This is a genomic window from Actinomadura sp. NPDC048032, assembly GCF_040653175.1.
GTDB classification, from domain to species: Bacteria; Actinomycetota; Actinomycetes; order Streptosporangiales; family Streptosporangiaceae; genus Spirillospora; species Spirillospora verrucosospora.
The window spans coordinates 1-12,058 of record NZ_JBEZJP010000241.1; the positions used below are offsets into that span (position 1 = coordinate 1).

Below are 12,058 nucleotides of genomic sequence, written 5' to 3' on the forward strand. Positions count from 1 at the left end.
GTCAGGCCGAGCACCTTGCCGACCGGGACGGTCCAGCGCGGAGGTGGGTTCGTCGAACAGCATCACCTTGGGGTCCATCGCGAGGGCGCGGGCGATCGCCACGCGCTGCTGCTGCCCTCCCGAGAGCTGCCGGGGATAGCTGCCGGCCTTGTTGGCGAGCCCCACGTCGGCGAGGAGCTTCCTGCCGGTGGCCTCTGCTTCGCCCTGCCTGACCCCCTTCACCCGGATCTGGGCGGCGGTGACGTTCTCCAGCACGGTCATGTGCGGGAAGAGGTTGAAGTGCTGGAAGACCATGCCGATCTGGGACCGCTGGCGGCAGACCTCCCTGCCGCCGAGGTGCTGGAGGCGTCCGCCCCTCCCCTCGCGGTAGCCGACGAGTTCCCCGTCGACCCGGATGCGTCCGGCGTCGATCGTCTCCAGGTTGTGGATGCAGCGCAGGAAGGTGCTCTTCCCGGACCCGGACGGTCCCATCACGCAGACCGTCTCGCCGCGCTCGACCGTCAGCGACACGCCGTTGAGGACCGGCGTGGCGCCGTAGGACTTGTGCACGTTGTCGGCGTGCACCATCGGTTGCTCCATGGCGGCCCTCCTCCTAGAGCTTCCGCAGAATGGGCATGCGCCGCTTGAGGGCGGCGAAGCGGTCGACGCCGTCGTCGAGGTGACCGCGTGAGAAGTACCGCTCCACGTAGCGCTGGCCGATCGACAGGACGGTGACGAGGACGAGGTACCAGATCGAGGCGACGATGAGCAGGGGGATCGTGCCGAACGTGCGGTTGTAGATGGTCTGGGCGGAGTGCAGGAGCTCGGGCACCGCGATGACGCTCGCGAGGGCCGAGTACTTGAGCATGGCGATGATCTGGTTGCCGGTGGGCGGGACGATCGCCCGCATCGCCTGCGGGAGCACGATGCGCCGGACGACCTGGACGGGGGTGAAGCCGAGCGCCTTGGCGGCGACGGTCTGCCCCCGGTCGACCGAGAGGATGCCCGCGCGGACGATCTCGGCGTAGTACGCCGCCTCGTTGAGGCTCAGCCCGATCACGGCCGCGGTGAAGGACGTCATCACCCGGTTGCTGTCGACGGCGGCGAACTCCGGTCCCCCGAAGGGGACGCCCAGCTTGAAGTGCGGGTAGAGCGTCGCGATGTTGTACCAGAAGATCAGCTGGACCAGCACGGGCGTGCCGCGGAAGAACCAGACGTAGGCGCTCGAGGCGAGGTAGGCCGCCGAGTTGTTCGACAGGCGCATCACGCCGAGGACGATCCCCAGCGCGATGGCGATGAGCATCGACAGGGCGACGAGCTGCGCCGTGACGGCGGTGCCCTTGAGGATCTCGGGGGCGAAGAGGTACTCGCCGACGACGTCCCATTCGAACCCGGGATTGGTGAACAGGGCGTGGGTCAGCCACACCGCCACGAAGGCCACGAGGAGCCACGCGATCCAGTTGCCCGGTTCCCGGGCGCGGCCGGCCTCGACCGGCGTCGCCTCGCTCGGATCGGGGTGCGGGACGACCTCGTGGGCGCGGGGGCGGTTCGGCCGCCCCCCGCCGGAGGCGGCCGGCCGCGCGACGTCAGGACCCGGTTTCATTGCGGATCTCGCTCGTCTTGAGGGCCTGGTCGGTGACCTTCCACCTTTCGAGGATCTTCTGGTACGTGCCGTCGTTCATCAGGGACAGCAGCGCCGCCTGCACGGCCTTCCCGACTTCGGGCTGCTTCTTGGAGTACGCGATCCCCGAGAGGGTGCGGGACCCGGGGATCGTCTCCTTGCCCATCACCAGGCCGTTGCCCGAGGTGGCCGCCACGTACTCGCCCACCGCGCGGTTGGTGAGGAAGACGCCGCGCTTGTTGCCCACGGCGAGGATCGTGGCCGCGCTCTTGTCGAAGACGTGGATCGTCATCTTGGGCTTGCCCTTGGCGACGCATTCCTTCTCGGAGTACTGCCGCGTGAAGTCGAGGGGCCCGGTCCCCTGGGTGCCCACGAACGTCTTCCCGCACATGTCGGCGGGGGTGACCTGGGGGGAGTAGTCCTTGTGCTGGATGATCCCCAGCGTGTTCTGGATGTAGTCGACGAAGTTCACCGCCCGGAGCCGTTCGGGCGTGGTGACGAGCTGGCTGACCGCCACGTCGTAGCGGCCGTTCTGCACGCTGGGGATGATGGTGTCGGCGCCGAGGTCGGCGATGCTGGTCTTCAGGCCGAGCTTCCTGCCGATCGCCTGGACCATGAGGACGTCGATGCCCGTGGTCTGCCCGCTGTCGTCCTTGTAGGAGAACGGCGGCCAGTCGAGCTCGCTCGCCACCTTCAGGGTGCCGGACTTCCTCAGCGCCTCCGGCAGTTCGGCCTGCGCCTTCTTGTCGACGGCGATCGCGTCGATCTTGAGGGCCGCCCCGGTGTCGGGTCCCTTTCCGTCCTCGGCGGAGGTGACCCCGCAGGCCGTCAGGGCCACCGCCGCCGAGGCGGCCAGGAGCAGCGCGCGGTCACGTCGAGAGTGTCGCAGTACGTTCATGGGGTCCTCGTTCGGGTCGTGCCGTGTCCTTGGGGCCCGCCGTAGGTGGACGGCTCGGGCGTGGTCCAGCCGTCCAGCAGGGACGGGTCGAGGTCGAAGATCTCGATGTGCAGGGGGCGGCAGTGCTCGGTGGTGTCCTGCGCGCCCGGTCCCCAGCGGGGCTGGGAGAGGTCGCCGCCGCGGCAGTTCGACAGCGCGCACAGCAGGGGGATCTCGGCGAGAAACTCGATGTGGTCGCCGGGCTTCGCGGGGGACGCCGCGGTGTAGTACTTGCCGTCGACCAGCCCCGTCAGCTGGAAGACGTTCAGGACGTCGTGCACGTCCATCTCGCCCAGCCCGAACGGCTCGACGGCGGAGACGAGGTTCGTGTGGCAGTGGTCGTCCACGTCCTCGCCGGTCAGCAGCTTCTTCATGTGCGGGTCGCAGCGGGAGCCGAGCAGGTCGTGGCAGCCGCCGCCGTACTCGTCGACGCCGTAGGCGACGCTGTCCCCGGTGATCGTCAGCATCGGCCGCAGGTAGGGCAGGCAGGACCACAGGCGGTCGCCGGTCGTGACGTGCGTGCCCTGGATCTGGCGGGTGCGCGCGGCCCAGAACCGCTCGCGCGGGTTGTCCGCGTTGAAGAAGTTGAAGTCGCCGACCTGCGGGCCTTCGGGCGTCGACACCCGGCAGACCTGGCCCGCCTCGACGCGCCACGCCTTCCCCGTGCGGATGGGGAGGGTGAACTCCTCGACGAGGGTGCGGCGGTCGGTCGCCTCGCCGATCGCCTCGTACATCGCGGTGTCGGTGTACTTGCTCGGAAGGATGCCGGCCGGATAGATCGGCTCGGGGCGCTGAGAGGTGGTCATTCGCCGTCTCCGCTCGTGATGGTCATGACGAGATTGCCCATGTCGTCGACCCGGACGGATCCGGAGGGGCCGACGACGACCGTCGACTCCGTCTCCTCGATCAGCGCGGGCCCGGCGACGGTGCTGCCCGGGGCGAGGTCGACGCGGCGGTACACCGGCGTGTCGGTGTAGTCGCCGACTTCCGCGAAGTACGCGGGGCGGGTGCCGAGGGGGGCCGCGGAGTGCGCGGCGGCGCCGGTGGCGAGTTCCACGGTCCTCACCACGGGCGAGGAGAGCGCGCGCAGCCGCCAGGAGATGACCTGGGCGGGCATGCCCTTGAGGACCCGGTCGAACCGGGCGCGGTACTCGGTCTCGAAGGCTTCGACCAGGCCGGCCGTGTCGTGGTCGCGGACGACGTCGAGCGGGATCGGCACCGTCAGCTCGTATCCCTGGCCCACGTACCGCATGTCGGCCGCGGCCTCCAGCCTGACGTCCGCGGGGTCGACGTCCGCCTCGTCGAGCTGTGCCCGCGCCTGGCTCTCCAGTTCCTTCAGGACGGCGTCCACGGCGTTCCAGTCCGGCTCGTCGAGGGGGACGACCAGCGACGTCGTGCACTCGACGGCACGGGGCGCCACCAGCATGCCGATCGCGGACGCGACGCCGGCCCCGCGCGGGAAGACGACCTCGCCGATGTGCAGGAGGCGGGCGACGTCGTAGGCGTGCACGGGCCCGGCCCCGCCGAAGGCGACCATCCGGTAGCGGCGCGGGTCGCGCCCCTGCTCGGAGATGTAGAGGCGGGCCGCGGTCGCCATGGCGTTGTTGACGACGTCGGCGATGCCGGCGGCCGTGGTGCGCCTGTCGGTGCGCAGGCGGGCGGCCAGCAGGTCCAGGGCCCGTCCCGCGGCGGCGGTGTCCAGCGTCATGGCGCCGCCGAGGAAGCTGTCCGGCGCCAGGTAGCCGAGCTCCAGGTCCGCGTCGGTGACGGTGGGCTCGGTGCCGCCCTTGCCGTAGCAGGCGGGGCCGGGGACGGCGCCGGAGCTGCGCGGGCCGACCTTGAGCAGCCCGAGGTCGTCGACCCAGGCGACGCTGCCGCCGCCGGCGCCGATCTCGATGAGGTCGACGGTCGGCACCCGGACGGGGAACCCGCTGCCCCGCTTGAAGCGGTGGGCGCGGGCCACCTCCATCAGGTGGGTGCGCGCGGGCGCGCCGTCGTGGACCAGGGAGACCTTCGCGGTCGTGCCGCCCATGTCGAACGCGACGACGTCCTCGAAGCCGCAGGTCGTCGCCATGTGGGCGGCGGCCATGGCGCCGGCGGCCGGTCCGGACTCGACCAGGGCGATCGGGCGCTCGGAGGCGGCGCGGGCCGTGGTGATGCCGCCGTCCGACAGCATGATCATCGGTGGGGTGCCGAGCCGGTCGGCGAGCCGCCGCAGGTACCGGGTGGCCAGCGGCTGCACGAAGGCGTTGGCGGCCGCGGTGGAGAACCGCTCGTACTCCCGGATCTCGGGCGCCACGTCGGCGGAGGCGCAGACGGTGAGCTCGGGGAACGCCTCGCGCAGGATCTCGACCGCGCGCCGCTCGTGCACCCCGTTGCGGTAGGAGTTGATGAACCCGACGGCGACCGCCTGCACGCCCTGGTCGAGGAGCCGGCGGCCGGCCTCGCGCACCGCGTCCTCGTCGAGCGGCTCGACCTCGGAGCCGTCGGCCCCGATCCGCCCGTCCACCGTCAGCCTCAGGTGCCGGGGCACCAGCGCCTCGGCGCGGCGCAGGAAGAGGTCGAAGGTGTCGTAGCGCAGCTCGTTGGCGATCTCCAGGACGTCGCGCCACCCGGTGGTGGTGATCAGTCCGGTCGGGGCGCCGCGGCGCTCGATCAGGGCGTTGGTGACGAGGGTGGTGCCGTGCACGACGAGCGGGGCCCCGCCGAGGGCGTTCAGGCCGTCGATGATGGCGTCGGTCGGGTCGTCCGGGGTGGTGGGGAGCTTGTGCACCTCCACCACGCCGCGGACGGGGTCGTGGACGGCGATGTCGGTGAAGGTTCCGCCGACGTCGACGCCGGCGATTCTGGGGACCTGGATGTCGTTCACAGTCCGTAGACCTCCCGGGCCGCGGTCTCCGAGACGAGTCCTGCGTGGACGTCGGCCCGGACGGCGTCGCGGTCGCGCTCGGCCGGGTCGCCGTAACCGCCGCCGCCCGGATAGTCGATGTTGATCCGGTCTCCCGGACGGATCCTGCTGCGTCCCTTGAGCGGGAAGCCGTCGCCGCGGCCGTTGACCGTCACCCGGGAGGCCCCGCCCGCGTGGCCGCCGAGGATGCCCTCGGGGCGGTTGCGGACGTGTTCCACGAAGAGGGACAGCGTGCACTCGCCGGGGGCGAGCAGCTCGATCTCGACGTTCTGCCCGAGACCGCCGCGGTACTTCCCCGCTCCGCCGGAGTCGGGGAGGAGCTCCTTGCGCCGGATCCGCAGCGGGGCGGTGGCCTCCAGGGCCTCCATGGAGCCGGCCTCGATGTTCGAGGGGAAGCACGTCGTCGACAGGCCGTCGGCGACCGGGCGGGCCCCCATGCCGCCGTTGATGAACGGGATGGCGGTGAACTGCCTCCCGGATTCGTCGCGCGGGCCCGAGATCACGGCGCGCAGCGACGGCGCGCTGCCCGACTCGGCGATCACCCGGTCGGGGATGACGGGCGCCAGGGCCTTGTAGAGGGTGATGGCCAGGCAGTGGCCGACGAGCTGGCGGGCGTTGACCGGCGCGGGATAGCGCGGGTTGAGGATCGAGCCCTCGGGGGCCGAGACGGTGATGCAGCGGTAGGAGCCCTCGGCGCGCGGGGTGTTCGGGTCGAGCACGCACTTGAGCGGGTAACAGGTGTACGCGTCGGTGTACGGCTTGACCACGTTGAGCGCCCGCGTCACCTCGGGGGAGGTGCCGGTGTAGTCGACCGTCATGGCGTCGCCCCGGACGGTGACGGCGACCTCCAGGTGGACGGCCTCCCCGTCCATCGTCCCGTCGAGGTCGTGGCCGGCGCGGTAGGTCCCGTCGGGGATCGCGGCCACGGCCCGGCGCATCGACCGCTCGGAGAGCCGGCAGATCTCGCCGGAGATCTCGTCGAGGGAGTCGACGCCGGTCTCGTCGGCGAACTCGACCAGGCGCTGGGCGGCGGTTCTGCCGGCGGTGACCTGCGCCATCAGGTCCCCCACCACCTCGACCGGCATGCGCAGGTTCGCCCGCAGGATCCTCAGCAGCGTCTCGTTGAGCTCGCCCTGCTCGATGAGCAGCATCGGCGGGATGAACATGCCCTCCTCGTAGACCGAGCGGGTGTCGGCGGACCAGAGGGCGCCGCTGATGTCGGCCATGTGGGCGATGCTGCCGGTCCAGCCGAGGAGGCGGCCCTCCCGGAAGACCGGGGCGATGACCGTCACGTCGGGCAGGTGCCCGGAGGTGATCCAGGGGTTGTTCGTGCAGGCGACGTCGCCGGGACGCCACTGGTCGGCGGGGCGCCAGGCGAGCATCTCCGCGAGGGTCACGCCCATCGTCATGTTGAAGCTGGGGATGCCGATGGTGTTCTCGGCGATCGCGTTGCCGCGGGCGTCGAAGACGACGCAGGCGAAGTCGTTGGACTCCGTGACGATGGGCGAGAAGGCCGTCCGTTTCAGGGTCGTCGCGGCCTCGTCGGCGATGGCGATCAGCCGGCTCCAGAGGATCTCCAGTGTGATCGGGTCGATGCGCGCAGAGGGCGCCAGCTCCTCGTCGGCGGCGCCGATGTCGACTGCGGTCATAGCCCACTCCCTCCGTTGACCTGGGTAAAGGTGGGTGGCCCTATGGTTGGCGCGCCCCCGCCGCGCTGTCAACTATTCTGGCGAACAATTTTGTGCACCCAGATTGTTGACAATCCGTCGGGCACCTCACATGCTGAAGGCGGCCCGCCACTCGACGCGCCCCCGCCGCACCCCCCGAAGCGACCTGCCGGGTCGGCGGGCGAGGAGCCCCCAGAGATGAGGTAGAGCATGTCCACACGTCCACCGGAGAGCCCGGCATCGCTCCTGGTCGTCAGCGCCCACGCCGGCGACTTCGTCTGGCGCGCGGGCGGCGCGATCGCGCTGGCCGCCGAACGGGGCGAGAGAGCCACCGTCGTCTGCCTGAGTTACGGCGAGCGCGGGGAGTCCGCCCGCGCCTGGCGCGAGGGCAGGCAGCTGGACGAGATCAAGAAGATCCGGCGCGCCGAGGCCGAGAACGCAGCGAAGGCCCTCGGCGCGGAGGTCGTCTTCCTCGACGCCGGCGACTACCCCCTGCGGGAGACCCCCGAGCTGGTCGACCGCCTCGTCCGCGTCTACCGCGACGTGGCCCCGAGCGTCGTCCTGACCCACACGCTCGCGGACCCCTACAACGGCGACCACCCGGCCGCCGCCCGCATGGCCCTGCAGGCGCGCGTGCTGGCCCAGGCGATCGGGTACGACGCGCCGGGCGACCCCCTCGGCGCGCCGCCGGTGTTCTGCTTCGAGCCGCACCAGCCGGAGATGTGCGAGTTCCGTCCCGACGTCCTGCTCGACATCACGTCCACGTTCGAGCGCAAGCGCGCCGCGATGGAGTGCCTGCCCGCCCAGCAGCACATGTGGGACTACTACACCGATCTCGCCCGGCGGCGCGGCGTGCAGCTGAAGCGGAACGCGGGGCCGAACCTCGGCCTGCCGCACGCCACGATGGGCGAGGCCTACACGCGGCTCTACCCGCAGGTCACGGGGGCGCTGGCATGAGCGGCGGCCGGATCCGGGAGGAGTCCTGATGGAGAAGGTGATCGTCACCGACCCGCCGCGCGCCCCGCTGGACCGGGTCGACGCGCTGGCCGCCCACGGCGTGGCCACCGTCCACGAGGCGCTGGGCCGCGCCGGATACCTCGGGCCGGGCATCCGGCCGGTGCACCTCGGCTCGCGCATCGGCGGGACGGCCGTCACCGCGCTCTGCTGGCCCGGCGACAACCTCATGATCCACGCCGCGGTCGAGCAGTGCCGCCCCGGCGACGTCCTGGTCGTCGCGACGACCTCGCACTGCGCGGACGGCCTGTTCGGCGAGCTCTTCGCCACCGCGCTGATGAAGCGGGGGGTGCGCGGACTGGTCACCGCGACCGGGGTCCGCGACGTCGACGACCTGCACCGCATCGGCTTCCCCGTGTGGTCCGCCGCGGTCAGCGCCCAGGGCTCCGTCAAGGCCACCGCCGGATGCGTCAACACGCCCGTCGTCATCGGCGGGCAGACGATCCGCCCGGGGGACGCCGTCCTGGCCGACGACGACGGAGTGGTGTGCGTCCCCCGGACCGCGGTCGACCGGGCGCTGGCGGCGTCCCGGGCTCGCGCGGAGAAGGAGGAGGCCACACGCGCCGCCTTCCGGGAGGGCGAACTCGGTCTGGACCGGTACGGGTTGCGGGCCACGCTCGTCCGGCTCGGCGTTCGCTACGTCACCGCCCGGGAGTACGCCGCGGAGCGCGCGGCCGAGGACCGGGCGACGGGGAGCGCCCGGTGACGGCGGGAACGGCGGAAGGCGGCGTGCCCTGCATGCTCCTGCGCGGGGGCACGTCCAAGGGCGCGTACTTCCTCGCCGGCGACCTTCCCGGCGACCCCGCCGAACGGGACGATCTGCTACTGCGCGTCATGGGCGCCCCCGACCCCCGGCAGATCGACGGGCTGGGCGGGGCGACGTCCCTGACCAGCAAGGTCGCGGTCGTCTCGCGCTCCACCCGTCCCGGCGTCGACGTCGACTACCTCTTCCTCCAGGTGGGCGTGGACGAGGCCGTGGTCAGCGACCGGCAGAACTGCGGCAACCTCCTGGCCGGGGTGGGGCAGTTCGCCGTGGAGCGGGGGCTCGTCCCGGCCGGCGACCCGGAGACCGTGGTGCGCATCCGCATGGTCAACTCCGGCAGCGTGGCCCGCACGCGCTTCCCGACTCCGGGAGGCGTCGTGCGGTACGCCGGCGGCACCGCGATCGCCGGCGTCCCGGGGACGGCGGCGCCGGTGGTGCTGGAGTTCGCCGACACCGTCGGGTCGGCGACCGGCCGGCTGCTTCCCACGGGCGGCGTGCGGGACGTGGTCGACGGGATCCCCGTCACCTGCGTCGACAACGGCATGCCGGTGGTCGTCGCCGCCGCCGCGTCGTTCGGCCTGAGCGGCCACGAGTCCCACGCTGAACTGGCCGCCGACCGGCGGCTGCTGGAACGCGTCGACCGGCTGCGGATCCGGGCCGGTGCGCTGATGGGGCTGGGGGACGTCACCGCCTCGTCCGTCCCGAAGACCACGCTCGTGGCCGAGCCGAGGGACGGCGGCATGCTCGCCACCCGGACGTTCATCCCCGTCACCCCGCACACCGCGATCGGCGTGCTGGGCGCCATCTCCGCCGTGACCGCCGTCCGCCTGCCCGGCGCCGTCGGCCACGACCTCACCGCGTCCTGGCCGGCCGGCGGCACCCGCGTGGACGTCGAGCACCCGACGGGGCACCTGGTGATCGAGGTGGACGTGGATCCGGCCGCCGAACCGCCGGTAGTGCGGCGCAGCGGCGTCGTGCGGACGGCGCGCAAGCTGTTCGACGGGACGGCGTTCCCCCGCAGCTGAGGCGCCCGGCCGCCGGCGGCCTCACTCGGCCGGGAGCGGTCCCAGCGCCAGCTCGTCGCCCTCGCCGAGGGCCCTGATCACATCGAGGACGTGCTCGCGCATGGCCGCCTCGGCGGCCTCGGCGTCCCGGGCGGCGACGGTCGCGATGATCCGCAGGTGCTGGGGCAGGGACTGCCCCGGCCGCCCGGGGCGCAGGGCCAGCCGGAAGCGGTGCCGGACCAGCTGCGCGTGCATGCCCTCGAGCATCTCCATCGCGACCGGCTGGGCCGCGATCTCCCGGATCCGGGTGTGCAGCCGCTCGTTCAGCTGCGAGTACCGGAGCGGGTCCCCGTCCCGGACGGCCGCCTCCATGCTCGCGCCGATCGTGCGCAGCTCCTCGGCCTCGTCGTCGGTGACGTTCTCCGCGGCCTTGCGGGCGCACAGGCCCTCCAGCACCATGCGGCACTCGTACATCGCGATCGCCTCGGCGACGGTGATCACGCGGACCCGGGCCCCGCGGTTCTTGATCCGCTCGACGAGCCTCTCGGCGGTGAGCTCCACCAGCGCCGTGCGCACCGCCGACCGCTTCACCTGGAGCAGCTCGGCGAGATCGCCCTCCACCAGCCGCTGCCCCGGGGCCATCTCGCCCGCGAGGATCAGCGCGCGCAGCCGGTCCGCCGGGCTCTGGTCGTCGGCGGCGGGACCGCTCCTTCGGGACACCAACGGGGACTCTCCCTCCGGATGCCCGCCGGGTCTCGACGGGTGCCTATATTCGCAACAATATTAGCGCCATTTTCTCAGACACTGAGGGCGCAGGGAAGGGCCGCGCCGCGACCCGGGCCTCCGGGCCGCCGGGTCAGTGCGCGGCCAGGCCGTCCACCTCGGCCGCGAAGAGCCGCGCCGGGTCGAAGCCCATGCCGGCGAAATGGCCCGCGAGCTCCAGGGACAGGACGCCGTGGCAGCGGGTCCAGAAGGTCAGGGCGCGGTGCAGGGCCGCCGGCGGGGCCGGATGGCCGCGTGCCCAGTCGCGGTGGCCCTCCAGGTGCGCGTCGAACGGCGTGGCGGGCTCCTCCTCGGAAGGCGCCGCGCAGGCGTCGAGCAGGATCGCCATGATCTCGTCGGAGACGGCCGTCGTGTCGTCCGGCGCGTGGTAGCCGGGCACGGGGGTGCCGTAGACGAGGAAGTACCGGTGCGGGTCGGCGAGGGCCCAGCCGCGCACGGCGTGCGCGAGGCCCGCCAGGCCGGCGCCCGCCTCGGCGGCGGAGCGGAGCGTGTCGGCGAGGCTCCGGTAGGCGTCCCGGACGAGTTCGGTGATCAGCTCGTCGCGTCCGGCGTAGTAGCGGTAGAGCGCGGGCCCGCTCATGCCCATCCGCTTGGCGATCGCGTTGAGGGAGAGCGCGGACGCGCCCGCCGCGGCGATCTGCTCCCACGCGCGTTCCTTGATCTCCGCACGCACCTGCGCCCGGTAGCGCCCGCGCGGGCTCCCGGTGTCCGGCTCCGCCATGACGGGCCTCCTATCCGCCGACGAAGCTACACCGCCAAGAATTAGTTAGAAGGTATCACCGAACCCGTTGACGCGGCCCGGCCCGGATGGTTATAACTTCTAACGAAAGCATGAGCTTATATCGAAAGGGACACCATGTTCGGCAACAGCACCTCGGGCCCGTCCGTCCGCCGCCTCCGTTCCGGGGGGCGGACCCGCGCGACCGCGCTCACGCTCTCGCTCGCCGCGGGCGTGCTCGCGGGCGCGGTCCCGGCCGCGCACGCCGCTCCGGCCGACCGCGGCGGCCGGTCGCAGTGCCGGGGCGAGGGCGTCGATCCCGCCGCCCTCATCCGCTACCGGAGCGACATCCTGATCAAGGCCCCGCTGAGCACCGTCTTCGGGCTCCAGGCGGACGTGGAGCGCTGGCCGGACTGGCAGGAGCCCGTCCTGTCCATGAAGCGCCTCGACCCGGGCCCCCTCCGCGAGGGGTCGAGGTTCCGGTGGACCACACCGGCGCCCCCCACCCCGACGACGCCCGCCACGACGCTGACCATCACCTCCACCGTCCAGCGGCTGCGGCCCGGAGTCTGCGTCCTATGGAGCGGGCCCGCGATCGGTGAGGGGGTCCGCATCGACGAAGGTGTCCACCTGTGGACCTTCACCAGGGTCAGGGGAGGCGTCC

12 protein-coding genes are annotated in these 12,058 nt (G+C 72.3%); 4 read left to right on the forward strand and 8 right to left on the reverse strand.

The annotated features are described in order from the left end of the window. From AB0C69_RS26615 to AB0C69_RS26640, 6 genes are all read right to left on the reverse strand, one after another. On the reverse strand, positions 1 to 579 hold a 579-nt coding region (locus AB0C69_RS26615), incomplete at its 3' end, for an amino acid ABC transporter ATP-binding protein (RefSeq protein ID WP_360357910.1). Between the two features lie 13 nt (positions 580 to 592). After that, positions 593 to 1,582: an amino acid ABC transporter permease gene (locus AB0C69_RS26620; RefSeq protein WP_360357912.1), complete on the reverse strand. Its 990-nt coding sequence runs from the start codon at positions 1,580 to 1,582 to the stop codon at positions 593 to 595. Next, positions 1,566 to 2,498, reverse strand: a complete 933-nt coding sequence (locus AB0C69_RS26625) for a transporter substrate-binding domain-containing protein (protein ID WP_345173249.1) — start codon at positions 2,496 to 2,498, stop codon at positions 1,566 to 1,568. Before AB0C69_RS26625 ends, AB0C69_RS26620 begins: the two co-directional genes overlap by 17 nt. Next, entirely contained in the window at positions 2,495 to 3,271 is a 777-nt protein-coding gene (locus tag AB0C69_RS26630; protein ID WP_345173597.1) for an urea carboxylase-associated family protein, read from the reverse strand. Before AB0C69_RS26630 ends, AB0C69_RS26625 begins: the two co-directional genes overlap by 4 nt. A 68-nt stretch (positions 3,272 to 3,339) precedes the next feature. Next, the gene (locus AB0C69_RS26635; protein WP_360357913.1) at positions 3,340 to 5,406 is read right to left on the reverse strand and encodes a hydantoinase/oxoprolinase family protein; all 2,067 of its coding nucleotides are present in this window, start codon (positions 5,404 to 5,406) and stop codon (positions 3,340 to 3,342) included. Then, entirely contained in the window at positions 5,403 to 7,094 is a 1,692-nt protein-coding gene (locus AB0C69_RS26640) for a hydantoinase B/oxoprolinase family protein (RefSeq protein WP_360357915.1), read from the reverse strand. The genes AB0C69_RS26635 and AB0C69_RS26640 overlap by 4 nt, the downstream gene beginning before the upstream one ends. 228 nt (positions 7,095 to 7,322) lie before the next feature. On the opposite strand from AB0C69_RS26640, the gene AB0C69_RS26645 reads away from it, so the two are divergent. From AB0C69_RS26645 to AB0C69_RS26655, 3 genes are read left to right on the forward strand one after another with little or no spacing between them, the layout of a single operon-like run. Next, positions 7,323 to 8,069, forward strand: coding sequence for a PIG-L deacetylase family protein (locus tag AB0C69_RS26645; protein WP_360357917.1), 747 nt, complete (start codon positions 7,323 to 7,325; stop codon positions 8,067 to 8,069). Positions 8,070 to 8,097: 28 nt separating this feature from the next. Beyond that, complete coding sequence (locus tag AB0C69_RS26650) at positions 8,098 to 8,832, forward strand: 4-carboxy-4-hydroxy-2-oxoadipate aldolase/oxaloacetate decarboxylase (protein ID WP_345173255.1); 735 nt, start codon at positions 8,098 to 8,100, stop codon at positions 8,830 to 8,832. Beyond that, positions 8,829 to 9,914, forward strand: coding sequence for a 4-oxalomesaconate tautomerase (locus AB0C69_RS26655; RefSeq protein ID WP_360357919.1), 1,086 nt, complete (start codon positions 8,829 to 8,831; stop codon positions 9,912 to 9,914). Before AB0C69_RS26650 ends, AB0C69_RS26655 begins: the two co-directional genes overlap by 4 nt. A 21-nt stretch (positions 9,915 to 9,935) precedes the next feature. On the opposite strand, the gene AB0C69_RS26660 is transcribed toward AB0C69_RS26655, so the two are convergent. Both AB0C69_RS26660 and AB0C69_RS26665 read right to left on the reverse strand, forming a co-directional pair. After that, positions 9,936 to 10,613 (reverse strand): GntR family transcriptional regulator, encoded by a 678-nt coding sequence (locus AB0C69_RS26660; RefSeq protein ID WP_345173259.1) that lies wholly within the window; start codon positions 10,611 to 10,613, stop codon positions 9,936 to 9,938. 136 nt (positions 10,614 to 10,749) lie between these two features. Further along, entirely contained in the window at positions 10,750 to 11,397 is a 648-nt protein-coding gene (locus tag AB0C69_RS26665) for a WHG domain-containing protein (RefSeq protein WP_353834796.1), read from the reverse strand. 135 nt (positions 11,398 to 11,532) lie between these two features. Here AB0C69_RS26665 and AB0C69_RS26670 point away from each other — a divergent pair. Beyond that, a partial coding sequence (locus tag AB0C69_RS26670; RefSeq protein WP_360357921.1) for an SRPBCC family protein occupies positions 11,533 to 12,058 on the forward strand: 526 nt, incomplete at its 3' end.

Bases quoted from the DNA above. Each gene is read 5' to 3' on its own strand.
- AB0C69_RS26665 (WP_353834796.1), bottom strand. From the start codon at position 11,397: ATGGCGGAGCCGGACACCGGGAGCCCGCGCGGGCGCTACCGGGCGCAG.
- AB0C69_RS26645 (WP_360357917.1), top strand. From the start codon at position 7,323: ATGTCCACACGTCCACCGGAGAGCCCGGCATCGCTCCTGGTCGTCAGC.
- AB0C69_RS26630 (WP_345173597.1), bottom strand. From the start codon at position 3,271: ATGTACGAGGCGATCGGCGAGGCGACCGACCGCCGCACCCTCGTCGAG.
- AB0C69_RS26640 (WP_360357915.1), bottom strand. From the start codon at position 7,094: ATGACCGCAGTCGACATCGGCGCCGCCGACGAGGAGCTGGCGCCCTCT.
- AB0C69_RS26620 (WP_360357912.1), bottom strand. From the start codon at position 1,582: ATGAAACCGGGTCCTGACGTCGCGCGGCCGGCCGCCTCCGGCGGGGGG.
- AB0C69_RS26625 (WP_345173249.1), bottom strand. From the start codon at position 2,498: ATGAACGTACTGCGACACTCTCGACGTGACCGCGCGCTGCTCCTGGCC.
- AB0C69_RS26650 (WP_345173255.1), top strand. From the start codon at position 8,098: ATGGAGAAGGTGATCGTCACCGACCCGCCGCGCGCCCCGCTGGACCGG.